General features: G+C 68.9%; 23 protein-coding genes. 3 read left to right on the forward strand and 20 right to left on the reverse strand.

Annotated elements, in window-relative coordinates; genetic code table 11:
- Nucleotides 1-136: 136 nt before the first annotated feature.
- The 9 genes from ABD719_RS16815 to ABD719_RS16855 all read right to left on the reverse strand — a co-directional run bounded on the left by ABD719_RS16815 (nt 137) and on the right by ABD719_RS16855 (nt 10,123).
- Nucleotides 137-1,126, reverse strand: a complete 990-nt coding sequence (locus ABD719_RS16815) for a glycosyltransferase family 2 protein (RefSeq protein WP_344694520.1) — start codon at nt 1,124-1,126, stop codon at nt 137-139.
- Nucleotides 1,123-2,019, reverse strand: a complete 897-nt coding sequence (locus tag ABD719_RS16820) for a polysaccharide pyruvyl transferase family protein (protein ID WP_344694521.1) — start codon at nt 2,017-2,019, stop codon at nt 1,123-1,125. Before ABD719_RS16820 ends, ABD719_RS16815 begins: the two co-directional genes overlap by 4 nt.
- Complete coding sequence (locus ABD719_RS16825) at nt 2,016-3,104, reverse strand: glycosyltransferase (protein ID WP_344694522.1); 1,089 nt, start codon at nt 3,102-3,104, stop codon at nt 2,016-2,018. Before ABD719_RS16825 ends, ABD719_RS16820 begins: the two co-directional genes overlap by 4 nt.
- Nucleotides 3,101-4,018 (reverse strand): galactosyltransferase-related protein, encoded by a 918-nt coding sequence (locus tag ABD719_RS16830; protein WP_344694523.1) that lies wholly within the window; start codon nt 4,016-4,018, stop codon nt 3,101-3,103. The genes ABD719_RS16825 and ABD719_RS16830 overlap by 4 nt, the downstream gene beginning before the upstream one ends.
- Before the next feature lie 120 nt (nt 4,019-4,138).
- Nucleotides 4,139-4,702 carry a DUF3601 domain-containing protein gene (locus ABD719_RS16835; RefSeq protein ID WP_344694524.1) on the reverse strand — a complete coding sequence of 188 codons (564 nt, stop codon included), beginning with the start codon at nt 4,700-4,702 and terminating at the stop codon, nt 4,139-4,141.
- Nucleotides 4,703-4,766: 64 nt separating this feature from the next.
- Nucleotides 4,767-6,101, reverse strand: coding sequence for a DUF3999 family protein (locus ABD719_RS16840; RefSeq protein WP_344694525.1), 1,335 nt, complete (start codon nt 6,099-6,101; stop codon nt 4,767-4,769).
- Nucleotides 6,098-8,956 (reverse strand): DUF2339 domain-containing protein, encoded by a 2,859-nt coding sequence (locus ABD719_RS16845; protein WP_344694526.1) that lies wholly within the window; start codon nt 8,954-8,956, stop codon nt 6,098-6,100. Before ABD719_RS16845 ends, ABD719_RS16840 begins: the two co-directional genes overlap by 4 nt.
- Before the next feature lie 111 nt (nt 8,957-9,067).
- The gene (locus ABD719_RS16850; protein WP_344694527.1) at nt 9,068-9,343 is read right to left on the reverse strand and encodes a hypothetical protein; all 276 of its coding nucleotides are present in this window, start codon (nt 9,341-9,343) and stop codon (nt 9,068-9,070) included.
- A gap of 213 nt (nt 9,344-9,556) precedes the next feature.
- Nucleotides 9,557-10,123 carry a hypothetical protein gene (locus ABD719_RS16855; protein ID WP_344694528.1) on the reverse strand — a complete coding sequence of 189 codons (567 nt, stop codon included), beginning with the start codon at nt 10,121-10,123 and terminating at the stop codon, nt 9,557-9,559.
- A 112-nt stretch (nt 10,124-10,235) separates the two neighbouring features.
- On the opposite strand from ABD719_RS16855, the gene ABD719_RS16860 reads away from it, so the two are divergent.
- Nucleotides 10,236-11,330 carry a winged helix-turn-helix domain-containing protein gene (locus ABD719_RS16860; RefSeq protein ID WP_344694529.1) on the forward strand — a complete coding sequence of 365 codons (1,095 nt, stop codon included), beginning with the start codon at nt 10,236-10,238 and terminating at the stop codon, nt 11,328-11,330.
- A gap of 20 nt (nt 11,331-11,350) precedes the next feature.
- Here ABD719_RS16860 and ABD719_RS16865 read toward each other — a convergent pair whose 3' ends face one another.
- The 8 genes from ABD719_RS16865 to ABD719_RS16900 form a co-directional block, all read right to left on the reverse strand.
- The gene (locus ABD719_RS16865) at nt 11,351-11,833 is read right to left on the reverse strand and encodes a hypothetical protein (protein WP_344694530.1); all 483 of its coding nucleotides are present in this window, start codon (nt 11,831-11,833) and stop codon (nt 11,351-11,353) included.
- Nucleotides 11,834-11,835: 2 nt separating this feature from the next.
- Nucleotides 11,836-12,417 carry a phosphodiester glycosidase family protein gene (locus ABD719_RS16870; RefSeq protein ID WP_344694531.1) on the reverse strand — a complete coding sequence of 194 codons (582 nt, stop codon included), beginning with the start codon at nt 12,415-12,417 and terminating at the stop codon, nt 11,836-11,838.
- A gap of 14 nt (nt 12,418-12,431) precedes the next feature.
- Entirely contained in the window at nt 12,432-12,701 is a 270-nt protein-coding gene (locus ABD719_RS16875; protein WP_344694532.1) for a hypothetical protein, read from the reverse strand.
- A gap of 208 nt (nt 12,702-12,909) precedes the next feature.
- Entirely contained in the window at nt 12,910-16,065 is a 3,156-nt protein-coding gene (locus tag ABD719_RS16880) for a helicase-related protein (protein ID WP_344694533.1), read from the reverse strand.
- 133 nt (nt 16,066-16,198) lie between these two features.
- Nucleotides 16,199-16,672 carry a hypothetical protein gene (locus ABD719_RS16885; protein ID WP_344694534.1) on the reverse strand — a complete coding sequence of 158 codons (474 nt, stop codon included), beginning with the start codon at nt 16,670-16,672 and terminating at the stop codon, nt 16,199-16,201.
- An 88-nt stretch (nt 16,673-16,760) separates the two neighbouring features.
- Nucleotides 16,761-17,741 (reverse strand): SDR family oxidoreductase, encoded by a 981-nt coding sequence (locus tag ABD719_RS16890; protein WP_344694535.1) that lies wholly within the window; start codon nt 17,739-17,741, stop codon nt 16,761-16,763.
- 151 nt (nt 17,742-17,892) lie between these two features.
- The gene (locus ABD719_RS16895; RefSeq protein WP_344694536.1) at nt 17,893-18,297 is read right to left on the reverse strand and encodes a hypothetical protein; all 405 of its coding nucleotides are present in this window, start codon (nt 18,295-18,297) and stop codon (nt 17,893-17,895) included.
- A 133-nt stretch (nt 18,298-18,430) separates the two neighbouring features.
- Entirely contained in the window at nt 18,431-19,477 is a 1,047-nt protein-coding gene (locus ABD719_RS16900; protein WP_344694537.1) for a site-specific integrase, read from the reverse strand.
- 301 nt (nt 19,478-19,778) lie between these two features.
- Here ABD719_RS16900 and rfaE1 point away from each other — a divergent pair, with 301 nt between their 5' ends.
- Nucleotides 19,779-21,230, forward strand: a complete 1,452-nt coding sequence (gene rfaE1 / locus ABD719_RS16905; RefSeq protein WP_344694538.1) for a D-glycero-beta-D-manno-heptose-7-phosphate kinase — start codon at nt 19,779-19,781, stop codon at nt 21,228-21,230.
- A 2-nt stretch (nt 21,231-21,232) separates the two neighbouring features.
- Nucleotides 21,233-22,216 carry an ADP-glyceromanno-heptose 6-epimerase gene (gene rfaD, locus ABD719_RS16910; protein WP_344694539.1) on the forward strand — a complete coding sequence of 328 codons (984 nt, stop codon included), beginning with the start codon at nt 21,233-21,235 and terminating at the stop codon, nt 22,214-22,216.
- On the opposite strand, the gene ABD719_RS16915 is transcribed toward rfaD, so the two are convergent.
- From ABD719_RS16915 to ABD719_RS16925, 3 genes are read right to left on the reverse strand one after another with little or no spacing between them, the layout of a single operon-like run.
- Nucleotides 22,207-23,427, reverse strand: a complete 1,221-nt coding sequence (locus ABD719_RS16915; protein WP_344694540.1) for a glycosyltransferase family 9 protein — start codon at nt 23,425-23,427, stop codon at nt 22,207-22,209. The genes rfaD and ABD719_RS16915 overlap by 10 nt on opposite strands.
- Nucleotides 23,424-24,560, reverse strand: a complete 1,137-nt coding sequence (locus ABD719_RS16920) for an AGE family epimerase/isomerase (RefSeq protein WP_344694541.1) — start codon at nt 24,558-24,560, stop codon at nt 23,424-23,426. The genes ABD719_RS16915 and ABD719_RS16920 overlap by 4 nt, the downstream gene beginning before the upstream one ends.
- A 43-nt stretch (nt 24,561-24,603) precedes the next feature.
- Nucleotides 24,604-25,134, reverse strand: coding sequence for a D-glycero-alpha-D-manno-heptose-1,7-bisphosphate 7-phosphatase (locus ABD719_RS16925; RefSeq protein ID WP_344694542.1), 531 nt, complete (start codon nt 25,132-25,134; stop codon nt 24,604-24,606).
- Nucleotides 25,135-25,199: the final 65 nt, after the last annotated feature.

Here is a 25,199-nt window from a genome sequence, read left to right on the forward strand (position 1 = left end):
CTTCATCTAAATCAACAATGTCAAAGAACAAAAACCGAAACGCCCTCCAGCTCCCCTCTCAGGTCGCACAAGGCATCTGGTTTTTTGCGACCACTGCGAAACAGGCCACGAAGGCCGCCGCTGCGGTTCGCTCTAACTAGGGAAGCGCGCTGCGGGCGTCAACAACATTTTTTGCGTTTTTTTGACAGGATGCCGTTTTTAACGCCTCACGGCTGTCAGAACGGGTCCCTGCCGGTGCGTGGCCCCGTCCAGTCCGCCAATACGCCCGGAACCCCGCCAGCTTGTGGCGCAGGCGGAACAGGTAGAAGCGATGGATGCCCCCGCACGGCGGTACCGGATCGGCGATATCCAGCCACAGGTCGCGCAGGTCCTGCCCGATCGCCGTGCGTATCCGCGGGTCACGGCGGTGCTTGGCATAAAGCGCACCGTCGCCGAAGCTATAGCCGGCTAGCAGCCGGGCGACCGTCGCTTCGTCCCGGCGTCCATGATGATGATCGACCGTGAAACGCGGGTCGTAGCGGACAGGAATGCCCTGCCCCAGTGCGCGGAACAGGAAGTCGGTATCCTCCGCCGCGACGAAGGGGGCACCGGCACCGAACCGCTCGTCGAACGGGCCGATCCGGGTGACGACATCGGCGGTGAAGGCCAGGTTCGCGCCCATCACGAACCCGCCGGGGAAGGCCCGGGGCGCGGCGATCATCGGGTGATCCTCCAGCTTCACCGTCACCGGCAGGTCGGCGGGATCGCCCGGCAGGATGCGCCCGCCGATGATCGCCGGCCCCGCCACCTCGGCGAAACAGGCGGCGAGCCCGGCCAGATGGTCGGCATGGAGCACACAGTCGTCATCGGTCATCGCGACGATCCGCCCCCGCGCCGTGGCCAGACCCCGGTTGCGCGCCCGCGACAGGCCCGGGCGCGGCTCGTTCAGCAGCACGACCGGGAAGGACTGGTCCGCGCGCCATGCCGCCAGCCGGGCCGGGGTCGCATCGGTCGAGCCGTTGTCGACGATCACCACCTCGACCACCAGCCCCGGCGCGGCCGCCACCGCGCGGGTGATCGAGGCCAGGGTCGCATCCAGCCTGGCGCAGCGGTCGCGCGTGCACAGGATCAGGCTGATGTCGATCACGCGGTGCTGACCCCGGCGCACCCCGCCGTCCAGCAGCCGATATAGGCGGACAGCTTGCCGTAATCATTGTCGAGTGCGGTGTGCGGGATGCCCAGCAGCATCGCCAGGATATGCCCGTGCAACCGGTCGGTCACGATCTCGCGTCCCCGCGACAACAGGCGCAGGCCACGCTCGACCCGCGCGGTCGCCATCCGCTCACAGGCCGCAGCCTGCGTCTCGCCCGGCGGGGCGACGGGGACGATATCGTCCGCCAGCCAGTCGACCACCACCGCGCCGGGCCGGTCCGCCGCGATCCCCGCCACCCGCTCGTCATCGGTGCGCAGCAGCATCAGCAGGCCGCAATCAGCCGTCCCGCGTCGTGCCTGCGGCCCCAGCGCAAAGGCGGAGTCGGGCGCGAGATCGACCGGACAGGCGAGGTGCGCCGTCGCCCAGTCGAGGCTTCGCCGATCGCGGACATAGAGGTGAAAGTCGGGATGCCCCGCCACCGCGTCCACGAACGGCACGATCCGCGCGGGGTCGCGGAAGTGGATCGACTGCGGCAGCTGCACCACGCGAAATTCACGAACGTCACGCAAAACACGTTCCCGGAACAGCTGGTGATGCGGCCAGATGTCGCCGAGATTGCCGCCGCCATGCAGGAAGACCACGCCGCCCGGGCAATCGCGCCGGAGCGTCGCCGCGTCGAACCCGTCCCAGGTGGCGACGTGATCGGGATCGCGGCCGGTCACCTCGCGCAACAGCGCCAGTTCGCCCAGCCAGATCGCGCTGTCGCCGACATTGGCGTGATCGGGGAAGTCGAGCAGCGCATAGGCCTGTCCCGGCCCGACATGCCGGCGACACAGGGCGAGCAGCGCCGCCCGCTGCGTCGCGATCGCGTCCGCCATCGTCGTCATGCCGCGGCCGCCATCGCCGCGTCGGTGCGGGCCGCGGCGTAGAGCGCCTCGCACCCGTCCAGCCAGCGGTCGCGGGTGAACAGGCGCTCCACTCGCCCACGCGCCACGGTGCGCGGGATCGCCAGCGCCGCGCCGATCGCGATCGCCAGCCCGGCCGCGTCGTCGGGCGCGGCAAAGCATCCGGCCTCCCCGATCACCTCGCGCGCGGCGCCCCGGTCGAACGCGGCCACCGGCAGGCCGCAGGCCATCGCCTCGATCGCGACCAGTCCGAACGGCTCGTCCCAGCACGGCGTGAACAGAAAGACCGAGGCGCGGCCCAGCTCGGCCGCCAGTGCCGCGCCATCCAGATGCCCGCCATAGCGGATCGCCCCGCCCAGTCGCGGCGCGACCTCGGCCGCCCAGTAATCCGGGTCCTCGATCTGTCCGAACAGGGTGAGCGGCACGCCCGCCGCCCGGCCTGCGTCGATCGCCAGATGCGTGCCCTTGTTGGGGGTGATCCGCCCGCACCATACTGCGCTGCCGTCGCCTGCCGGCGTGAAGGGCCATGCGGCGGGATCGATGCCGTTGTGCAGCACCGATGCCCGTGCCGGCGCGCCTTCCGGCCACCATGCCGCCATCTGCCGCGCGGAGGTGACGGTCAGCCGATGCCCCGGCGTCGCGCTCGCCCGCACGAACCAGTGCAGCGCGTCATAGGGCGGCACGTGCAGCGAGGTGACGGTCGGCACCAGCGCGGTCCGGCGCGGCTCGATCGCGAAGCGGTGCAGGCTGTTGTTGTGGACCACATCGAAGCCGCCGGCCGCGATCCGGTCGCACGCCGCGGCGTAACCGGCGTCGAGATGCGCGATCAGCGGCGCGGAGCCGCGGTGCTCCGCCCAGGGGAAGGTGCGTTCGTAATGCTCGGGCACGACGGGATCGATCGCGAAGCGCGGGTCGCTGTCGCCCGCGGCGAACAGCACCACCTCGTGCCCGCGCGCCTGCAGCCCTTCCGCCAGATACCAGCTGTGCGATTCCATGCCGCCCATGAACGGCGCGGCGATCCGCTGGCGGACATGCGCGAGCAGCGCGATCCGGAGCGGGGCCTTCACGCCGCGCGGGCTTCCAGGATGCGGATGATGCTGGCGGTGTTGGCATAGGGCTGATGCCGCTGCTGCCCGGTTAGCGCGCGATCGGCGTCGTCGGGGCGGCGCAGGATGCGGATCGGCCGGCCCGGCGCGGCATCGATCAACCCCATCAGGGCGAACGCATGGAGCCAGTGATCCATGGTACGATAGCCCCATTTGCTCTCGAACAACTCGGCATTGCGCACCACGCTGTCGAGGTGATGGACGGGGGGCATGTGGTGCGGGTGATACTGGTGATAGGCGAGCCCGCCCCTGATCCACGCGATCGGGATGCCCGCCTCCGCGATCGTCTTGCCGAAATCGGTGTCCTCGCCGCCATAGCCGACATAGCGTTCGTCGAACCCGCCGGTGGCGAGAAAGGTCGCGCGGCGCATCGCGAAGTTGAGCGACCAGAAGCAGCGATAGTCGCCGCACCGCTCGATCCCTTGCGCGGGCGGGCCCTGCCGGTCGGAATGGCGCACCGCGACCGCCGCGAAATCCTCATAGTTCCAGTCGCCGGCCGTCGCTCCGCCCGGCAGGTACATCACCTCGCCCATCAGCAGCCCGTCCAGTTCGCCGAGCGCGGTCGCGTAATCGGCGACCAGCGTCGGCGTCGGGATGCAGTCCATGTCGAGGAAGACGAGCATCTCCCCCGTCGCCGCCTTCGCCGCGGCGTTGCGCGCGGTCGCCAACGGCAGGCCGGCATCGGTCGCGATCATCATCTGCCGCACCGGAAACGGCGCGTCGGGCAGGTCGTAGGTCTCGTCCTGCATCACCGCGACGATCAGTTCGACGGGCAATCGCGTCTGCCGCCCCAGCCCCGCCACGACGTTGCGCAAATGATCGGGCCGGCCCCCGGCCAGCGTCACGACGGATACGGGGGCGAATACGGAAGTCATCGGCGGGCACGCTCCGGCAGGAAGGAATACGGAAGACGGCCGGCCACGGTGCCGCCACCGTTTCCCCTGTTTTTCCGTTATCTAGCCGAAACGTTCACACCGGGTTTTGGCTCCCGTGCGTCAGGCGATCCCGCCCAGCCAGGTCAGGTGCAGACGATCGACATCCGATGCCCGCCCGGCGGGGGGTGGCGATCCCTGCGCCTCCACGAACGGCCTGTCGTCGCGATAGCCCAGCAGGACACCCGCCCCGGCCCAGTCGAACGACCATGTGGGGCAACGACCCGACCGCGCCGGATAGCCCGCGGCGAGGATCGCCTCCGCCACCATGACCGCATCGGCATCGCCGGCGATCTCCAGCAGGAAATGATGGGGTGACCGGACATCGTCCGCCAGCCCGACGCTGTCGCGGGTCAGGAACAACGCGTGGTCGCCCGGCCCGGCCGATACCGGCAGCACATGCCGGTCGAGCGCGTCGATGACCGGTCCCTCCGCCTCGGGCCGCCATTGCAGGCGTATCTGCCGTTCCGCCCCGCCGGGCATCGCGACGAACAGCGACAGCCCATCCTCATAGGGCAGGAAATCCGATCGAAGGAACCGCCATGTCTCGCCGACGGGATGCACGATGCCGTCATGGTCGACGAAGGCGCACACGACGCGGCAGCGCTGGCCGGGCGTCAGATGCATGAACGGTCCGGGTCTTGCCGGGGCCTTGCGACGCCGTCGCCACCATCCAAACATCATCCGTCCCCTATGGCCGGTCGACCGGCGCCGCCTCACCGTCCGGCAGCCGTCGTCGCCACAGCAGCCACGCCAGCCCGGCGAGCAGCGCGGTCGCCCCCAGCAGGATCAGCCACAGCACCGTCCGGCGCATATCGCGGCCGGTGTCGCCGGCATCGGCCAGCGTCACCCGGGCGGGCGGGGCGTCGGCCTGCGCGATGCCGACGGGCCGGCCGGCCGCCTGCGTCATCAGCGCGGCCACGGGCAGATAGGCATCGCGCGCGCCCGCCCGGCCGACCGCCAGCGTGAACGGCGCGCGCCCGGCCGTCAGGAACATCAGGTCGTGCGGTGCGAAACCGACCCGCACCCCCGGCGACGCGGAAAAGCCCGACGAGCCGGGATCGGCCGCGATCCGCAGCAGCCGGTACGGGCCACCGGTCAGCGCGATGTCCTCTCCCGTCCGCGCCGCGATGCCTTCGCCAAGCAGGGTCCATGGCTGTTCCGCATCGTCGCGGCCGAGGATGCGGACGGGGACGAGCATGTCGTCCCCCGCCGGCACGAGCCGCAGCGCCGCGATCGGCAGGGCGAACGGGGTCGCGACGTCGATGGTGCGCGCATCCCCGCCGGACGGCAGTCGCGCCGTCACCCATGCCAGCGCGACGGACGCGGCCGGGCGGCTGCGCAACGTCGCCCCGCGCACCGCGATCGGCGACAGCGGCCGCGACGCCAGCCGCCACGTCACACGCAGATAATCCCCGGACAGGCCGGCATCTTCCAGCGCGATCGTCGCATTGCGCGCGGTATCGGTGGCGGCGCGGTAGACGGTCTTCCGCCCCAGCGACCGCCAGTCCGACAGGTCGCGGCTCGCCTCGACGGTGAAGGTCACCGGCTGGCCCGCGGGCATATCGGCATCGAGCGTCAGCGCGCGCGCCTCGCCCGTCACGGCGCGCGCGTCGAGCAGGGTGCCGAGCAGCACCGATCCGTCGGTGCCGGGGGCGATCGTGCCGTCGACGCGCGCGATCCGCGCATCCCCGGCCCGGTCGATCCGCAGCGACATACCGCTGACCCTGAACGCGTCGGCCGCCCCCAGGATCGGCATCGCCGCCAGCGTGTCGCGCCGCTCCGCCGGGGTGGCGGAGAGGCGCGCGATCGGCATCGCGCGGCCGCGCGCGTCGAACAGGCGGATATCGGCAAGACCCGGCGTCCGCACCACGGCCAGCGCGGCGGGGGGCAACGCCAGCCGCTGCACCGGCGCGTCGCCGCCCGCCGTCACGGCGATGCGGACGGCATAGGCGCCCGGATCGCCATCCGTGCCCGCCGGGGCGGCCGCGACGAGCAGGACGGCCGCCAGCATCAGCCGCCTCATCGTCCCTCCCCCGTGACGGCCTGTCCTTTGGGCGGCAGCGGCGCGAGATAGCCGACGACCAGCATCAGCAACCCGACGACGATGAAGGCCACGATCCGCGCGCCCCCGCCGCTGCCGTTCATGTCGATCAGCAGCAACTTGACGACCGTCAGCCCCAGCAACGCCGCGCCGATCAGCCACAAGGTCCGCCGCATCCGGCGATGCGCCACCACCATCAGCGCCAGCGCGACCAGCGTCCACAGGATCGCAAGGCCGGTCTGCACCACGAAGCTGGACAGCAGCGCGCCGGGATCCCACGCCACCCCCAGCAGATGGTGGGCGATGCGCAGCCACACCGTATTGACCGCCACGAACGCCAGCCACGCGATCATGCCACGCGCCGCCCGGCCGCCAAGGGCAGCGGCACCGGGGTTCGGCAGGTTCGCCGCCCCGATCGCCCGCCGCCACCATTCCAGCGTCGCCAGCGCCAGCGCGACCGACAGGTCGGCGGGGTTGAGCGGCGGGACATAGGGCAAGGGGTCCGCCGATCCGGACGAGAACAGCGCGACCAGCAACGTCGCCGGCACCAGCAGCGCCGCGACCGGCAACGCCGCGTACCAGCCATAATCGGTTTCGTGCCGGGCCAGCGGCCAGCGGGGGATGCCGCGCCCCTGCAAGGCGCCACGCGTCCACCGCGTCAGCCCGGCGAGGATCGCGGCGACTGTGGTCAGCAGCGCCGCCTCTTCCCATGCGCCCCGTGTCGACAGGCCGGTCCGTTCGAGGACGAACAGCACGCTGTCGATCGCCAGCGCCCCGCCCAGCCACACCCCGCCGGCATGGGCGGCGCGCACTATCGGCTGCCGCGCGGCCGCGTCGCCGTCGCGATCGATCCGGTGGAGCATGTGCAGATGAAGCGCGATCGACACCGCCCAGATCGCCCAGTCGGGGGCGGACAGGACATGCGAGCCGGCCGCCTTCTCCGCCACGAACCCCGCGGCCAGCGCGATCAGCGCCGCCCGGGCGGGCCAGCCCGCGACCGGCCAGCGCAGGCGACGGCCGATCGCCTGTGCCCCCCACGCGCTGCCGACATAGGCGAGCATCATCAGCAGCGCGCGGGTCGACCCCGCGAAGACCGGCAGCGGCATCCCGCCGCGCTCCACCGGGGGCAGGTGCCGCCCGGCCTCGACCGCCCAGGCGAGCCACCAGAAACCGAACGCCACCAGAAAGGCGGGATCGCCCAGCACCGCCTCGATCCGGGCATAGCCGCGCGCGAACCGCGATCCGCTGTGCGGCAACGGCATGCGCAGCCACCAGGCGGTGATGCCCAGCGCCAGCGCGATCAGCACCGGGCCGACGAACCCGGCACCGACCAGCGGCGCGACGTTCAGGGCAATCAGGCACAGCAGCGCCGCGACCGACTGGAGCAGCAGGCCGAACAGCCGCGGCATCCAGCGCGCCTGCCGCATCCCGACCCAGACCGCGCCGGCCCCCTCCAGCGCCCAGACCGCCGAGGTCCAGCGCGCGCCCAGCGCCAGCGGCACCGCCAGCGTGACGAAGCCGATGCCGATCGCCAGCATCGTCTCGTTCATCACCCGCAGGTCGTCGCGCCGGTGGCGCATCGTGAAGGCGGCGATCCCCAGATACAGCGCGGCGAACCCCAGCGCGGCGAAGGCGCTGCCGAACGGACGGTTATGGACCAGCCCGACCTGCAACCCGAACCCCGCCAGCGCCGGCCCGAACGACAGGGTCGTGTCGACCACGTTGCCGAACCGGCCCGGCGTCGCGCGCGCCTGCATCATCCCCGTCGCGACGTAGATCAGGACAGAGACGATCAGGAACACCTGCCCCGCCGCGAAATCGGCCGGTTGATAGGACGCCGCCTCCCACAGGGTCATGACGCCGAACGTCGCGAGGAAGCCCAGCAGGTTGAGCAGCCGCCACGACCGCCGGCCCGCGATGAACAGGATCGCGAGGTTCAGCAGCGTGTAATAGGCGAACAGGCCGACGACGTCGCCGGTGCCGTCCGACAGCAGCAGCGGCACCGCGAACCCGCCCGCGAAGGCGGTCAGCGCCAGTGCCTGCGACCGTTGCAGCAGCGCCAGCGCGCAGCCGGCCGCGCACACCACGATCATCAGCGCGAACGCCGCGCCGACCGGTACCGTGTCGTACAGCTTCGCCGCGGCGAACAAGGTGAGGTAGAGGATCGCGACCCCGCCGCCCTGCAGCGCCAGCCCGAATCCCGGCCGGCCGGTCCGCGTGCGGAACCCGGTGACGAGCAGCGCGACGCCGATCGCGGCGACCACCGCCAGCCGGAACTCGATCGGGAAGAGCCCCGCCGCGGCGGCATAGCTGGCCAGGAACGACAGGCCCACGAACAGGACGACCAGCCCGAGCCGGACGATGGTGTTGCCGCCCAGCAGCCAGTCCCGCGCCCGCGCGATCGCCGCCTCGACCAGGCCCGGTTCGGCCGGCGCGACGGGGGTCGGCTCCACCGGTGCTGGCGTGGCGGGTGCAGGTGCGGGGGTGCCGGGGGGTGCGCGCCACACCGCGGGATCGAACCCGACCATCCCCACCGGCTCCTCCTCGTCCGGGAAGGGATCGGCCGGCGCGACGACGGGCTCCGTCGGCATGGGTGCAGGGGCCGACATGGATGCGGGGGCCGGCACGCTTTCCTCCCGTTCGTGCAGGCGGGTGGCCAGCAGGTCGATCTGCGCCTGCAACGGCGCGGTCGCCGTCGCGACCTCCATCCGGATCATCCTGCGGCCGGCCCAGCCGACCAGCGCACCGACGATCCCGCCCAGGATCAGTCCATGCTCGCTATACCCGGCCAGCACCCACCCGACGAGCGCCGCCAACAACGCCGACCACAATATCATCAGCGTTCGATCCCCTGTCGCGCGATCCCCTGTCGCGACACGCGGGGGCAGCATGGCGCAGATCACGGCCGGCTGTCGATCCGTTACCCCTTCCCCCCGCAGGATCGCCCGTCATGCCGGACACGGCCGCCCGTCATGCGCCCATGTCACATACACCGTCCGGAACCCCGCCCTGGTCTGGCAGGCGTGGTGATGGCGCGTCATGACGGCACCGATCACGAACGGCCCGGCGATCATCAGCAATATCCCGATGACGACCGATGCCAGGAACAGCCCGAACGCGGCCCCCGTCCACCGCTCCCGCCGCGCGGCGCCGAGGCGCGATAGCGGCGCGAGCGCACTCAACGACAGGAAACCGATCCCGAACAGGGGCAGCGCGAACATCATGCTGCCCGTCCGGATGACGGGGGCATCGCGGCGCTGCGGGGATGGATCACGCTCCTTCGTGCACCGTCCGTGCTTTCCCGTTGGTCCGGATCATCGGCACCTTCCTGCATGCGCCTGTGTCCGGTGGGACAGGCTCTACGGGATCAGGGCGTGGTGACGAAAGGCCATCGTACGGCATACATGTCGACGATCCGACAGGCATATGGCTTCGTGTCATCCATCAGCGGTTCCGGCCGCGCGGGCGAACAGCAGCGCGGCGCCGGCGAACAGCAGCACGAACAGGCCGTTGAGCACGATCTGGCCGGTCGGGCCGGGCGGCGCGCTGCCGCCGGCGACGACCGCGACGCCCCCGACCAGCGCCTGCACGATTGCAGCCGCGGTCATCGCGCGGGCCATGCCCCGGGCCTGGAAACGTGCGCCGATTGCGCCGGCCAGCGCGGTTGCCAGCACCGCGCCGTACAGCAGGTTGAGCGGGTTGCCCTCGTCGCCGATGATGCCCACCGCGGCGTTGATCCATATCAGCAGGAAGGCGGTCACCAGCGCCAGCCCGCTGCCGGCGCGATAGGCCAGGTTGCGCGTCGTCCGAACCGCCAGTTCGAACGCGATCCCGACACCCCCGATCATCACCGCGGCGAACACGAAATCGAAGGCCGTCCAGTTCACCGCATCGGTGATCCGCATCGTCGCCAGCGGGATCAGCCACAATGTCGCCGCCAGTCCCCAGCCCGCGATCCGCCACGGGTTGCGACCTCCTTTGCCTTCCGTCACTTCCTTCGTCATCGGCTTGCCTCCATGGTGCGAAGGCCGTTCCCTGCCCGGTCGCGGGGTGAGCGGCATGAGCGATCGATGAGGATTTGCTGAAAAGTGACAGCCAGCAAGTGACAGCCAGGACATGACAGGCGACGGCTATCTGTTCGACCGCTTCACCCTGGATGCGGACAACCGCCTGTTGCGGCGCGACGGGATCGCGGTGGACCTCAGCCCCCGTTACCTCGACGCGCTGATCCTGCTGGTGACGGAGGCCGGCACGCTGGTGACCAAGGACCGTTTCCTGGGCGAGGTGTGGCAGGGCGTCCCCGTCACCGACGAGGCGCTGACCCAGTGCATCAGGACGTTGCGCCGCCAGCTCGGCGACGATGCCGCGCGGCCCCGGTTCATCGTCACCGTCCCGAAACATGGCTATCGCTTCGTCGCCACCGTCACCCGCGCCGCGACCCTGCCGGCCGATGACGAACCCGCCAGTCCGCCCGCACCGCCGGCCCATGCCCCGACCGACAACCTGCACGATGCCCTGATGCTGGGCGGCGCGGGCACGCTGGGGGCCGGGGTGGCGGGTATCGTCGGGGGACTGTTCTACGGCTCGATCATGGCGACGCAGGGAACTGGGCAGGGAGCCGGGGCAGGCGGCGCCTCCGTCCTGCTCGTCCTGTTGTGGCTGACGGTGGTGGCCGCGGTGGTCGGCGGGGCCGGGGTCAGCGCCGGGATCGCCGCCTCGCGGGTCGCCGGCGCGCGCGCGTGGCGCATCGCGGGGGGCGCGCTGGGCGGCTTCGCGGTGGGGGGGATCGTCAAACTGCTCGGGCTGGACGCGTTCAACCTGCTGCTCGGCCATGCGCCGGACGACATCACCGGCGCGCCCGAGGGGCTGGTGCTGGGGGGCGCGGTCGGGCTGGGCGCGTGGCTGGCGGGGCGCACCCCCTCGCCCCGCCGCGGCATCGCGTGCGCGGCCGCCAGCGGCGGGGCCGGGGCACTGCTGATCCTGCTGCTCGGCGGGCGGATGATGGGCGGCAGCCTCGACGCGCTGGCGCGCAGCTTTCCCGCCTCGCGCCTGCAGCTCGACCGGATGGGCCATTTGTTCGGGGAGACCGGCTTCGGCCCCGTCACCCGTTTCGCCACCGGCATGATGGAGGGCGCGCTGTTCGCCGGATGCATCGTCGGGGCGATGATGATGGTGCGCAAGGCCGCGACCGGGCGAAACGTGGACGCCTGACTCCGGATTCCCGTCGCCGGTCAGGCGGTCGTCCAGCGCCCCGGATAGAGGGGAACGAAGGGGATCGGCGTCGGGCTCGACAACCCGTGTCCCGCCCCATCGCGGCAACGGACCAGCCATGTCCCGATATCGCAACGAGGTTCCCCCTCACCGGCGGAGGAACCCGCCGCCAGCCGCTGAACCGGCAGCGTCAGCCAGATATCCTCGACCCGGCCATCGGCGAATTCGACCAGCCGATGCGTCGCCGACGCAAGCAGGACGAGCCAGAACAGCAACAGGGCCACCCGCACGGCGCGGCGCTGCACCCATGCCGCTGCGCCCAGCAGGATCACCGCACCGCCAAGCACCATGGACTTGCCGATATCCGGGCCGGAGATGGCAGCCGGTGCCGTGCCGCCGGTGATGAACAGCGGATCGAAACTGATCGCGACGATCATCCCCGTCAGCAGCATCCCCGCCACGAGGATCGCAAGCCCCGACAGGGGCCACGCCCTACCTGTCATCTTCACGCTCCCCTCTGCCTGAAGCCAAGGGCCACGGTCATCAACTCGTTTTTGTTTTCCGCCGGGGCGACGATCTGCCTGCCACGATAGTAGAGAAGGGAACTGTCACTGCCGTCGAGAAACACCGCATCGGAAAAGCCGGCGACGATCAATGCGTCGCGAAGGGAGGCATAGCTACTGCCCGGCGCCCTGCCATGCTCCTGCACCCCGACCAATAGCGCCTGTTCCCGCGCGTGATAGGCTATGATCGTCTTGCCTGTCGCGGACGGTAATTGCTCGACGCTGTTCAACGTACTGTTATTGCGCTGGATCAAACTCGGCCGTGCCGCAGCCCCCGGCTCCCCTGTCGTCGGGCCGGTCGTGGGCGGACGATAGCGGTTCCCTTGCCCGTAAGGCAGGCCATTCGAAATCAGCGGCCCGAGATTGCCCAGCGCGGTCACGGTGTTGCCACCCTGTGGCGGATTTCCCAAACCGGTGACATAGCGCAATCGGCCTGGACGGCCATTGACACCGGGTTCCGCTATCTCGGCGATATGGAAGCCTTGGGGGCGGCTGTCGCCGATCGTGGCTCGCCCTGCCTGCACGACCCTTCCCTCAATCAGGGTTTCGGAAGCGGCAACGGGATCGTTACCCCAAAGGGCATCGAACTTTCCGCGTTGGTCACCCCGAAATAATTTCCGTTTACGACGACGTCGAACGCATTCGCCTGCCGCTCGATCGTTCTGGTAAACAGCTCTTCCCCGGTACGCACAATCGCCCGCATGGATACCTGTCCCAAGAACAGCACATAGGCGAACGATCCCATATACACCAGTATGCCGGACTGCCCGTTGGCTCGCGCTCGCTTTACAAGGTCGCGGTCCAGCATGAATTTCCCCTCGCTCGTGCAGGTTTTCGATCATCGATCGGTGGTCTTGCGTAATACCGAACCCTTCGACGGTCGAAGCATCATCCTTATCGTATCGGTTGCCGTCGAAGTGGACAATCTCACTTCTGCTGGTCCTGCTGTTTGCCGCCTGCCGATACGAGCGAAAACCGATGGCAGACATCCGGAAACCCGTTCAAACGCCCTTTTCCTACGCCACCAGCCCGTCCAGCACGTCGCGCAGCCGCTCGATCCGGGCGGCGAGGTCGTCGATACGTTCGCGCAGCAGCCAGCGGTGCTTCACCGGTTCGAACGGGGTGGGCAGCGTCGCCTTCGGGTCCGCCAGCGTCAGGGCGATCGCGGCGGGGCCGGCGTCGATCTGGCGGACGCCCGCATCCGCCGCCAGCGCGGCGATGCGCGCGGTGTCGAGCAGGCGGGCGGCGGGTTCCGGCACCGGGCCGAACCGGTCCTCCAGTTCCGCCTGGAACGCGTCGATCGCCGCCACCTCGTCCAGATGCGCGAGCTGGCCGTAGAGCGACAGGCGCAAATCCGCCTCGGGTATCCAGTCGTCGGGCAGGCGGCCGGTCGCCCCGAGCGATAGTGACGGCTGCCACCGGTCCGCCGCCTCGCCCCGCGCCACGCGGAGCGCATGGCCGAGCAGATGCTGGTACAGGTCGACCCCGATCAGCTTCATGTGACCGGCCTGTTCCTCGCCGATCAGATCGCCCGCGCCGCGCATGTCGAGATCGCGCGCGCTGATCGCGAAGCCCGCGCCCAGCTGGTCGAGCGCCTGAAGCGTGCGCAGCCGCTTCAGCGTCGCCTCCGCGATCGTCGCCTCGCCGTCGGTGGTCAGCAATATCTGCCCGCGCCGGCCGCCACGCCCCACCCGCCCGCGCAACTGGTGCAGCTGCGACAGGCCGAAGCGGTCGGCATGGTGGACGATCATCGTGTTGGCGCGCGGCACGTCCAGCCCCGCCTCGATGATGTTGGTCGCCAGCAGCACGTCGCCGTCGCCGGCCGCGAACCCCGCCATCGCCTCGTCCAGGTCGCTGGCGTCCATCCGGCCATGCGCGGTCACCACCCCCAGCGCGGGGACGAGACGTTGCAGCGTCGCGGCCATCGGCGCGATATCCTCGATCCGGGGCACCACGACGAAGCTCTGCCCGCCCGCCGCGCGCTCGCGCAGCAGCGCCTTGCGCACGTCGTCCCCGGAGAACGGGGCGACGGTGGTGCGGATCGGCCGGCGCCGCGCCGGCGGGGTGGCGATGATCGAGATCTGTTGCAGCCCGACCAGCGCCGATTGCAGCGTGCGCGGGATCGGCGTCGCGCTCAGCGTCAGGACATGGCCCGCGCCCAGCGCGCGCAGGCCCGCCTTGGCCGCGGCACCGAACCGCTGTTCCTCGTCGATCGCGACCAGCGCGAGATCGGCATAGCGCACCGCCTTGCCCGCGACCGCCGCGGTGCCGATCACGACCTGGATGCTGCCGTCCGCCAGCCCCGCCAGCACCCGCTTGCGCTCCGCCGGGGTCGACAGGCGCGAGAGCCCTGCGACCTCGATCCCCGTGCCCGCGAAACGCCGGCGCACGCTGTCGAGATGCTGGCGCACCAGCACCGTCGTCGGCGCGACGATCGCCGCCTGCCGCCCGGCCAGCGCCACCAGCGCGACCGCGCGCAACGCCACCTCGGTCTTGCCATAGCCGACATCCCCGACGACCAGCCGGTCCATCGCCCGCCCGCTCGCCAGATCGGCGCGCACCGCGGCGATCGCGCGCGCCTGATCCGCGGTCTCGGTGAAGGGGAAGCCCGCGGCGAAGCGTTCATAGGCGGCATTGTCGGGGACGATCGGGTCGACGGTGCGCGCGTCCCGCTCCGCCGCCAGCGCCGCCAGCGCCCGCGCGCTTTCGGCGATGGCGGCATCGATCGCGGCGCGGCGCTTGTGCCAGCTCGCGCCGTCCAGCGTATCGAGCGTCACCGCATCCCGGTCCGCGCCGTAGCGCCAGATACGGTTCGCCTCCTCCACCGGCACCAGCCGGCGCGCGCCCCTGGCGTATTCGAGCACGATATGATCGCCGGCCGCCTCGCCCTGCGGCGCCTCCAGCCCGGCGACGCAGCCAAGCCCGTGATCCTCGTGCACCACGACGTCGCCGATGTGCAGTTCAGCCCCGCCCGCGAAGCCCGCGACCGCGACAGCCGCCTCCTCGCCCTGCGCGCGGCTGCCGAGCAGGTCCGCCGCGGCGATCACGGTGCAGCCGGCATGGACGAAGCCGCGCTCGACCGGTGCCTCCAGCAGCGCGACGCTGCCGACCGGGGCCGCCATCGCCGCCGCCAGCGATTCCGCCGGGGCCGCAGCCGCGCCGATCCGCGCGCGCAGGAACCGCAGGTCGCGGGGGCTTCCCGCCAGCACCAGCCGCCCGTCCGCCAGCACGGGCTTGGCGAAGCGCCGGAACGCGCGGATCGGATCGGCACGCTCGACGAAGCGCGGCGGGGCCGCGTCCGCCGGGCCGTCGTCCGCCAGCGTCGCGGGCGTGTCGCCGATCGCCGTCGCCCATGTCTTCGCATCGACCAGCCCGAACGGCGCGCGGCGACGCGGCGCACCGTCGCGCGCCAGCGCCAGAAACGCGTCGCGCCGTGCCTGTGCGCCGGGTTCGATCACGATCGCGGCACCGGGCAGGTGATCGACGATCGTCACGCCCCCCTGGCCGTCGCTACCGGTCTCCGGCTCGCTCGCCTGACCGATCACCACCGTGTCGACCGCCTCGGTGCCGAGCTGCGTGACGGGGTCATAGGCGCGCAGGGCCGTCACCACCCCGTCGGCGAATTCGATCCGCACCGGGGTGGCGCGGTCGGCGGGGAAGATGTCGATCACCGTGCCGCGGATCGCGATCTCGCCGGGTTCGTCGACGCGGTCGTCCTCGGTATAGCCAAGCGCCTCCGCCTGTGCGGGAAAGCCCGCCGGGTCGATCGCGTCGCCGACCGAGAAGGCGGGGGGATGCTCGTCGAACGCGGCGGGCTCGGGATAGCGCACCGCGCTGGCCGCGGCCGACACGATCGCGACGATGCGCGCCCCGGGCGCCTCCGTGGCGGCCACGCGCAACCGCCGGAGCGCCGCGACCCGCTGCCCGACATTGCCCGCGGAGGGGGGCGCGGCCTCGCCCGGCAGCGCGTCGCTGGAGATCAGGTGGACGACGACCGCATCGGGCACGAACGCCGCGACCAGTTTCGCAATCGCCTCCCCCCGCTGCCCGTCCCGCACCACCGCCAGCGTCCGCGCCTCGTCGCGCAACGCGATCCGCGCCGCGACGATCGCGACGGGATCGGTGGCGGCTGCCTCACCGGGCAGGGTCGTATCGGGGGTCCGCTTCAGCATCCGGAATTCCTGCAGCCAGTGGTGGCTACAGGGACAACCGGCATCGGGCACTCGGCGTTCCGCTTGAAAAGGCACGGTTTTTAACCTGTGTCTTCGGCGTGGCGCTATATACCGCGGCCAAGGTGGAACCGGATCACGCCGCCATCCCCCACCCGCCGACCGGCACGATCGTCGGCGCGCCGAGTTGCGGGTACGGGCCATGGAACAGATCGCCGAGCGCGCAGCGATAGTGGCGGTTCAGCCAGCGGCGCCGGCGGTGTTCGGGGCCGTCGTGGATCATGTGGCAGCGCTGGCAGAGCGCGGCCAGATTGTGCGCGACGCTGTCGGTCGGATCGTGGTTCAGGTGCGCGCAGGCCAGCACCACCTGCGTCCAGCGTCCCTCGCGCAACAGGTCGCGGCGCGGCATCCGCACCCGCCGCCCCTGCCCGTCGCGCCAGCGCCGGTCGTGGCGATCCCACCACAGGCCGTCACCCAGATGGAACACCCGTTCGCCATGCGGCCGGCGGCAATGCTCGCAGCGCCCGCCGGCGCGCCCGAACCGGATCGACTGCGACAATTGCGTCCAGTCGATCGGGTAGAGCCAGAGATGATCGGCACGGATCGGCATCGTGCGACCGACTCTGATTCATCCCGGCCCGGAACGAAAGCGGAAAACGACGTGAATCCGCTGTTTTGCCCCGCAGGCGGGCCGGAGTTCAGGCAGGCTGGCCGTTGCCCCCGGTCGACCCGAAGATCTGCCCGGTCGAGTAGCTGAGCGACGGGTCGGCCGCGGCGACATATAGCGCGGCGATCTCCGCCGGCTGTCCCGGCCGGCCCATCGGCGAACTCTGGCCGAAGCTGCGCTGCTTGTCGGGGGTCGCCCCGCCGCTGACCTGCAGCGGCGTCCAGAACGGCCCCGGCGCCACTGCGTTCACGCGGATGCCGCGCGGCGCCAGTTGCTTGGCCATGCTCTTGGTGAAGTTCAGCACCGCCGCGCGCGTCAGCGCATAGTCGACGATATCGGGCGAAGGATCGCCCGCCTGCTCGGACGAGGTATTCACGATCACCGCCCCCGCCCCCATCCGCGCCACCGCCGCCTTCGTCAGCCAGAACGGGGCATAGACGTTGGTCTTCATCGTATCGTCGAAATCCTGCGCGGAGATGTCGGCGATGCCGGGCCGGGTCTGCTGGCGCGCGGCGTTGTTGACGAGGATGTCGAGCCCGCCGAGCTGCGTCGCGGCCTGCTCCACCAGTTTCCGACAGAAGCCCTCGTCGCGCAGGTCGCCGGGGATCGCGACCGCCCGCCGCCCCTCTGCCCGGATCAGCGCGATCACCTCGCGCGCGTCGGGCTCCTCGGCGGGCAGATAGTTGATCGCGACGTCCGCGCCCTCGCGGGCATAGGCGATCGCCGCAGCGCGGCCGATGCCGCTGTCACCGCCGGTGATGAGCGCCTTCTTGCGCGCCAGCTTGCCCGATCCCTTGTAGCTGGTCTCGCCATGATCGGGCCGCGGCGTCATCTTCGAGGCGAGGCCGGGCCAAGGCTGGCGCTGTACCGGAAAGGGCGGTTTGGGATAGGCGGCCGCGGCCGGCGTGGTTGCCGCTTTCGCACCCCCCTGCACCGCCGCGGCGGGGGCGGCGACGGCCCCGGCCGCCAGGGCGGCGCCGGTCACGAAGGTACGGCGATCGGTATCGGTCATGTCAGGCTCCGCGACAGGTCAGTCGCGATGAAGCGCGGCATGCGCCGATACGTTCCGGCAAACGGGGTAAGACCATGCTTACATTGAGCAATTATCGCGGTGTTGCCGGTTTTGGGGGACGGTTGCGGATCGGCCGGATCGATCCCGATCCTCAGTGGTGGTAGCGGCCCAGCAGATCGGCGATCCCCACCCGCTCCGCCGTGATATGACGGTGCAACTGGTTCAGCGTCAGCCGGGCCGCAGCCTGATAGCCTGCCCGGTCTTCGACAATCCGCGCTGGCGTCCATTGCATCACATGCACGCGGAACACCTCGCCCGCCGCGATGCAATGCACCTTCATGTCCCGCGCCAGCGCCCCGCGCTCCGCATCGCCCGACGCGATCGCGGGATCGAAGATGACGTCGTGCTTGAAGACTTGATACGCACCGAGCACCTGCATCAGCTCCCGCCGCAGGCCGGCCGGGTTCTCGGGCAGCGCCTCCTGCCCCTGTCTCAGCAGCCGCAACGCTGCATCCTGATGCAGCCGCAGGGCATCGATCGAGCGATCCTTGTCCATCGCTTTACCCTATATTCAATGCGTTAAGATCCTTTCCATCGCGCTGCCCCCATCGCGCCGCGCCGCCATGCCGGAAAGGATGGTGGCGCAGCGACGATCGCCACCGCCACAAGGGTCCGCTGCGCCCGTCGGCCTACAGGAAGCCCGCGCCGGCGTGATCCTTGAACAGTTCGGCATTGCGGACGTAATCCGCCAGGATCTGCACCGTCTTGTGGCGGCTGACCTCCTGCATCTTGAAGATCGTCGCCCCCCGCGCCGCGCTTTCGGTCAGGAAGCCGGCGCGCAGCGAATGGCCGGCGAAGCGGCGCGGGTCCAGCCCGGCACGGACCGCCGCCCCCTGCACCAGCCGCGCGACCGCCCGGTCCGACATCGCCACCGCCATCGGCTCGTCGCCGCGCGTCAGCCGGCGGAACAGCGGCCCCTCGTCATGCCCCGCAGCGGCCAGCCACGCCATCAGCCGCGCCTTGGGCGCCAGCCGCATCCCCTCCGGGATGGCGATCACCACCCCGCGCCCGGCCTGATCGGTCTTCGAGCCGCGGATGGTGAGGCGCAGCCCCTCCGGCACCAATGCGACATCGGCCATGGTCAGCGCGACCAGCTCGCTGCGCCGAAGCGCGGCCGCCATGCCGATCACCAGCACCGCACGGTCGCGCCGTGCCCGCACGCCGTCCCCCGTGATCGTCGCCAGCAACCGTTCGAGGATCGCGGCATCGGCCGCCTGCTTGCGCACCACCGCCCCGCCCCGCGCGCGGCGGATGCCCGCCATCGTCTCGCGCAGGGGACCGGCATCGGGGCTGTCGGTCGGCGCCACGAACCCGCCCAGTCGATGATAATGGCCGATCGCGGCCAGCCGGCGCTCGATCGTCGCCGGCGAGCGGCCGCGATCCGCCTCCGCCCCGATGAAGCGCCGCACGACATCCGCCCCCGCCGGCAACGCGCTTTCGCCCCGCCCCGCGCACCAGGCGGTGAAGATCGTCCAGTCCGCCCGGTAGCCGCGATGCGTATTCTCCGCCCGCGCCGCCCGCGCATAGGCATCCGCCCGCTCGGTCTCCGCCTGCACCAGCCCCGGCAGCGACGGCTGCGATCGAAGCGCCGGCACCGGCGCGACGACGACCAACGATCGCGACGGCGGCACATCGCCCGTTATGTGATCGTCGGAGGTGTGTTGGGGCGGTGCCACGGTGAGCGATTCTGGCGAATTTACGAATGGCTGTCGAGTGTCCGATAAGGAATGTTATCGGACACCAGTCTTTCTTCAGGGGTTTGACCCAAGGCGTAACGGCGCATCATCGACGTAGGCCGGTGAAAATGGGCTACAGTACAATTTCCATGCGGGAGTTCGGCATCAGCTGGTCGCGCGGAATCGCCGACCACTTGCGCTGCCTCATCACGCCCGGCTTGCTGCTGTGATAATCACCGCATAGGGCTTGATCAGTTTCCCGAGCCCAAGCGGGTGGTCCGCCAAAAGCAGGATATTCGAATTGCTCATCCAAGATTTGGCGCGACGCCTGAATGGCTGCGTGCTCGTTATCGGCGACGTGATGCTGGATACATTCGTGTATGGAGACTGCAGTCGCATCTCCCCCGAAGCGCCCATTCCGGTGATATGCGTCCGCGACGAAAAGGTCATGCTGGGGGGAGCCGGCAACGTGGCGCGGAACATAGCCGGCCTTGGAGGAAAGGCGATCCTTATCGGGGTGATCGGCGCCGACGCCGCCGGCGGAAAATTACACGAGCGGATCGCAGCCGAGCCAGGGATCGAAGTCGATCTGATCGTCGATCCTACTCGACCGACTACCCAAAAGACACGGTACGTCGCTGCGGGTCAACAGATGCTGCGGGCGGATTTCGAGCATGTCACGGCCTGTGATGAGGAGCCACTGCTCGCGGCACTGGACCGACAGCTTGCCAAGGCCGATGCTGTTATCTTCTCGGATTATGCCAAGGGTGTCCTGACCCCGGCCTTTCTGCAGACCGCGATAGAACGCATTCGCGCGCGGGGCATCCCGATCGTTATCGATCCCAAAAGCTCCGACCTGACGCGCTACAACGGTGTCACCCTGCTCACGCCCAATGTCAGCGAGGCCATCGCCGCAGCCGGGATGGCCTGCGGTGACGACGACGAGGTCGCAGCCGCCGGGACCCGCATCCTCGACACCGTTCCCGATACGCAAGCGGTTCTTATCACGCGTAGCGCCAAGGGTATGACGTTGATCGAACGCGGGCATGAGCCGCACCATCTGCAGGCGCTTGCTCGCGAGGTATTCGACGTGTCCGGCGCAGGAGACACTGTGATCGCCAGCGTGACGCTGGCGATCGCCGCTGGCGTCGATCTGCCGCAAGCAACCGAGCTTAGCAATCTAACGGCCGGCATTGCCGTGGGCAAGCCGGGCACGGCCGTCGTGACCGTCGACGACCTGCAACACGAAATCCGCTATCGCGGTGAGCGATCGGCGGATCGCAAGATCATGCCACTGTTTGAAGCCGTCGAACTGGTAAAGCGCTGGCGCCAGGACGGCGAACGTATTGGCTTCACCAACGGCTGTTTCGACCTGATCCATCCCGGCCATGTGTCGCAACTGGCGCAGGCGCGCGCGCAATGCGGGCGACTGATCGTCGGATTAAACGCAGACCGCTCGATCCAGCGTCTCAAGGGCCCGGATCGACCGATCCAAAGCGAAATGGCCCGATCAATCGTGCTGGCGGCACTCGAATCGGTCGATCTGGTCATTTTATTCGAAGAGGATACGCCGCTGAACCTGATCGAAACCCTGCGTCCCGATGTGCTCATCAAGGGCAAGGATTATCGCATCGACCAGGTTGTCGGAGCGGATATCGTGACCGATTATGGCGGTGAGGTGTTCCTAGCCGACATCATTGAGGGGCACAGTACCACCAACATCATCTCCCGCCTGCTGACAAAGGTAGCCTGATCATGATCCTTGTCACCGGAGGAAGCGGGTTCATCGGTTCCAACATCGTCGCGGCGCTGTCTGATGCCGGCCGCGACGTCGTGATCTGCGACTGGCTGCATCAGGACGATCGCTGGCGCAACATCGCCGCGCACGGGGTTTCCGACATCATCGTCCCCGAAACCCTGCCAGCTTGGTTAAAGCAAGCGGGCGACCGGGTGGAAGCAGTCATCCATATGGGCGCGATCAGCGCGACGACTGAAACCGATGTCGACGCGATCGTACGCAACAACATTCGCCTGACGATCGACCTGTGGGACTGGTGCACAACCACAGGCGTACCATTGATCTACGCGTCTTCCGCTGCCACTTATGGTGAGGGCACGCAGGGGTTCGACGACGATGCGTCGGAGCCGGCATTAGCTCGACTGCGACCGCTTAATGCCTATGGCTGGAGCAAGCACTTCATCGATCGCCGCATCGCCGCAATCCTTGCAGCGGGGGGCAGGACGCCTCCGCAATGGGTGGGGCTGAAGTTCTTTAACGTCTACGGCCCCAACGAATACCACAAGGGCAGCATGAAAAGCGTGGTCGCACAAAATTGTGCCCGTGTGGTGCAAGGCGAGCCACTCCGCCTGTTTCACAGCTATCGCCCCGACTATGCCGATGGGGGACAGACGCGCGACTTCGTCTATGTTCGCGACTGCGTCGATGTCATCCTGTGGCTGCTAAGCCGCCCCGACGTGTCTGGCCTGTTCAATTTGGGAACCGGCCATGCCCGCTCGTGGCTGGACCTCGGTCGGGCCCTGTTCGCTGCGCTTAACCAGAAAGAGCGAATCGAGTTCATCGATATGCCCGAGCAGATCCGGCCTCGATATCAATATCATACAGAGGCGGCGATGACGCGGCTACGCGCTGCGGGCTATGCCGCGCCGTTCACCGCGCTGGAGGACGGAGTGCACGACTATGTCGTCAACTATCTGACGGCGCCCGATCCCTATCGCTGATCCGATGCACCCAGGATCGTAATCATCTGGGCGAATACCTGTTCCGGCGTGGTGCCGCCGATGCAGGCCATCGCCGCGCAGCCGGATCGATTGCAGGGCGCGCATGCGACGTCCTGCACCATTACATGACCGACGCGACTGTAAGGGCCCCATTGGTGCGGATCATTTGTCCCGGTGAAGATCGCTAGCACCGGGGTATCGAAACGGGCAGCGAGATGGGCGGTTACGGTGTCGGGACACACGACGAGGTCGGCATGTGCCAGAACCGCTTCGAACCTCGGCCAGTCTGCCCGTCCGGCAAGATCGATGATGCCGGGCATTGCATCCGCCAACCGGCGCGCGACTGCCACCTCGCCCGCACCGGCGCCCGTCACGACGAGACGATAGCTCGATGTCTGTGGGTGCGCGCTCAGCAAGGCCACAAGCGCCATCCAGCGGTCTATTCCCCAATCCTTGAAAGCCGCGCCGGCGCCGGGATGAAGTACCATATAGGGGGCCGCCAGATCATCGGGGCACGCGAACCGCTCCGACGGCGTCCGGGGGCGCAGATCGTCCATGTCCCAGTTGTCCTCCGGCCATAGCGCGGCGAGCAGGCCGCGATAGTGGCTGGCGACCGGTTGCGAGGCGTCGGTCCAACGCACCGGATGCGTCAGAAGCGGACCATACCCACCGCTGGCGAAGCCCGCACGAACTGGAATACCCGCCTTTTGGAAAAGCGGATGAGCGGGAGGGTAAAACGGATAGCAGTCGATCGCGACGTCATAGGCGGCGGATCGGATCGCAGGTAGGGCGGTGGCCAAGCTTGCATGATACCGAGTCCGCTTGGCCCGAGGGCTGGCGCTGCTGCGATTGACCGCATGGTGATCGATCAGGTGCAGCGTATCGAACAGGCCGCTGGCGCGTGCCGGCAAAGCGCCCCAACTTCCCACCACCATATCAAGCCTTGCGTCCGGAAAGCGTTCGCGCAGTGTCGCAGCGAGGCCAAACGTCGTCACGACATCGCCAAGATGCCCCCAGTTTGCCAGCAGAATATGGCGGGGATCGTCCGGAACCGGCGTCGAACCGGGTGACAGGAGACGGAGCATACCATCCCGCGCGGCGATCGCTGCGGCCTTGAGCGGGTGACGGACAAGATAGGGGCCCCGCATCCCCGGACGGGGCGCTGCGAAAGGACCACGATCCGGCGGCGAGATTCGATGGATTGTAGTCATTTGTGGAGCGCTGCGACGCGCAGATATTCACAGAACGCCAAGAATATATGGTAGAAAGTGCTAGCCGGTACGTAATCGACGATGGGCACTCCGGCGGCATCGATCCAGTCGATCCATGCCCCGGGTACCGGATGCACGAGATAATGGTCGAACAGGCCATCAACGATCGCATCGGCCATCGGGCTCTCCATTCCCGCCGCCTCTGCGAACACCAGTTCGGCCTTCAACGCCTCGGTTTGCGGCCAGCTGCGCCGGCTCGACTTGCGGACCATTCCCGCGGGGTTGAGTTCGTCGCACAACAGGATGGAGCCGCCCAGGCGACCATGGGTGCTTGCAAATCCGTGGAGCGCCCCCGCCTCGACCGCGACAGGCGATCCGGAAAGCCGCGCGTAACGATGAAGCAACCATGCCCATTCCTCGTGATGGCCTGGCTCGACGATCATGCCCCGGATGCCCGTGGCAGGAGACCAATCCGCCTCATAATGTTCGCGCAGCACCGCGTGCGCGGGATCAAACATCCGATCGCGGAACAGGATGAAGATCTCCTCGGCGTTGTGCAGGAAGGTCGTGGATCCGGTCGCTTCATAGGCTTCCAGAAAGGCCTCGAGAAGGTGCATATGGGGGTTCTGCGAACGCCCCCAACCCAGCATATCGTCATCGGCATAGCCATCACCGCACGGATGCCGCAGCCGCGTCGCAAGGGCATGCGCCGTCGCATCGATCGCTGCGCGAACCCGATCCTGTCCCGTTGCGCGGTACAGGGCACTGAAGGCGAAGAGCAGAAAGGCGTGGTCATAGGTATCGCGCTGGGCGCTATGCACGCCGCCCTCTCGCGTCAGCGCGTGGACGAAACCCGCCTCCAGGCCATCAGGGCAGGCATGGGCGATCAGGAAATCAAACCCCTGATCCGCCGCGGCCAGCGCATCGGGGTAAAGCCCCAAACGATGCGCACAGGCATAGACATAGATCTGGCGCGCCTGCACGCGAACGCGCTTCGGAATGTTTAGGACCGGCGTGCCCGCCCAGTTCAGCCGTTCGACGAATCCACCTGCTGCCCGATCGATCCCCGCCTCCGCCCAGAGCGGCAAGGCAGCGTGTCGCAGCCAATCGGATATTCTGCTGACCTGGTTCACGAGGGAAAGAACGCCTTCTTGGGTGCTGGAAAAAAGGAAGGGATCAGGCGGGTTGGTCGGCCCCGTGAGCGGCGAGTGTCCGCCCGACCAATCCATAAAGATCATCGTCGTGCAGCATATGGCCGGTAATCCCCGCCGCCCGCGCCGCGGCCACATCCGATAGCTTGTCGCCAATCAGAAAAGAGCGTGCTGGATCGACCGGCCATGCATTCAGGAGATCGAGGATCATGCCGGGCGCCGGCTTGCGACATCCGCACTCAATCGCGAATGCCGCGACATTGCCTTCTGGCAAATGGGGGCAGTAACGAATGTCGTCGATGCGGGCATCTTGCGCCGCCAGGATCTGCACCATGTGGCGGTGGAGCTCCTCGACAGCCTCGATATCATAATAGCCCCGCGCGGCACCGCTCTGATTGGTCACGACGAACACGAAGAGACCGGCACGATTGCAGGCGCGGATCGCGTCGACCGCTCCCGGCATCAGCACGAAGTCCGATGCCCGGTGCACATAGCCATGATCTTCATTGATGACGCCGTCGCGATCGAAGAATGCAGCTCCACGCAGAATATCCATCGCCTCTCATCCTGCCGGGAGATGCGGGGCTATACGGCGTACGACCTGGGGTGGCAATCGCCTGC

Origin of the sequence: Sphingomonas cynarae (genome assembly GCF_039537815.1) — a bacterium.
GTDB classification, from domain to species: Bacteria; Pseudomonadota; Alphaproteobacteria; order Sphingomonadales; family Sphingomonadaceae; genus Sphingomonas; species Sphingomonas cynarae.

Coding starts and splice junctions, on each gene's coding strand:
- ABD719_RS16820 (WP_344694521.1), bottom strand. CDS start 2,019: ATGACGACGATGGCGGACGCGATCGCGACGCAGCGGGCGGCGCTGCTC.
- ABD719_RS16830 (WP_344694523.1), bottom strand. CDS start 4,018: ATGACTTCCGTATTCGCCCCCGTATCCGTCGTGACGCTGGCCGGGGGC.
- ABD719_RS16835 (WP_344694524.1), bottom strand. CDS start 4,702: ATGCATCTGACGCCCGGCCAGCGCTGCCGCGTCGTGTGCGCCTTCGTC.
- ABD719_RS16840 (WP_344694525.1), bottom strand. CDS start 6,101: ATGAGGCGGCTGATGCTGGCGGCCGTCCTGCTCGTCGCGGCCGCCCCG.
- ABD719_RS16845 (WP_344694526.1), bottom strand. CDS start 8,956: ATGATATTGTGGTCGGCGTTGTTGGCGGCGCTCGTCGGGTGGGTGCTG.
- ABD719_RS16850 (WP_344694527.1), bottom strand. CDS start 9,343: ATGATGTTCGCGCTGCCCCTGTTCGGGATCGGTTTCCTGTCGTTGAGT.
- ABD719_RS16855 (WP_344694528.1), bottom strand. CDS start 10,123: ATGACGAAGGAAGTGACGGAAGGCAAAGGAGGTCGCAACCCGTGGCGG.
- ABD719_RS16860 (WP_344694529.1), top strand. CDS start 10,236: ATGACAGGCGACGGCTATCTGTTCGACCGCTTCACCCTGGATGCGGAC.
- ABD719_RS16865 (WP_344694530.1), bottom strand. CDS start 11,833: ATGACAGGTAGGGCGTGGCCCCTGTCGGGGCTTGCGATCCTCGTGGCG.
- ABD719_RS16875 (WP_344694532.1), bottom strand. CDS start 12,701: ATGCTGGACCGCGACCTTGTAAAGCGAGCGCGAGCCAACGGGCAGTCC.
- ABD719_RS16880 (WP_344694533.1), bottom strand. CDS start 16,065: ATGCTGAAGCGGACCCCCGATACGACCCTGCCCGGTGAGGCAGCCGCC.
- ABD719_RS16885 (WP_344694534.1), bottom strand. CDS start 16,672: ATGCCGATCCGTGCCGATCATCTCTGGCTCTACCCGATCGACTGGACG.
- ABD719_RS16890 (WP_344694535.1), bottom strand. CDS start 17,741: ATGACCGATACCGATCGCCGTACCTTCGTGACCGGCGCCGCCCTGGCG.
- ABD719_RS16895 (WP_344694536.1), bottom strand. CDS start 18,297: ATGGACAAGGATCGCTCGATCGATGCCCTGCGGCTGCATCAGGATGCA.
- rfaD (WP_344694539.1), top strand. CDS start 21,233: ATGATCCTTGTCACCGGAGGAAGCGGGTTCATCGGTTCCAACATCGTC.
- ABD719_RS16915 (WP_344694540.1), bottom strand. CDS start 23,427: ATGACTACAATCCATCGAATCTCGCCGCCGGATCGTGGTCCTTTCGCA.
- ABD719_RS16925 (WP_344694542.1), bottom strand. CDS start 25,134: ATGGATATTCTGCGTGGAGCTGCATTCTTCGATCGCGACGGCGTCATC.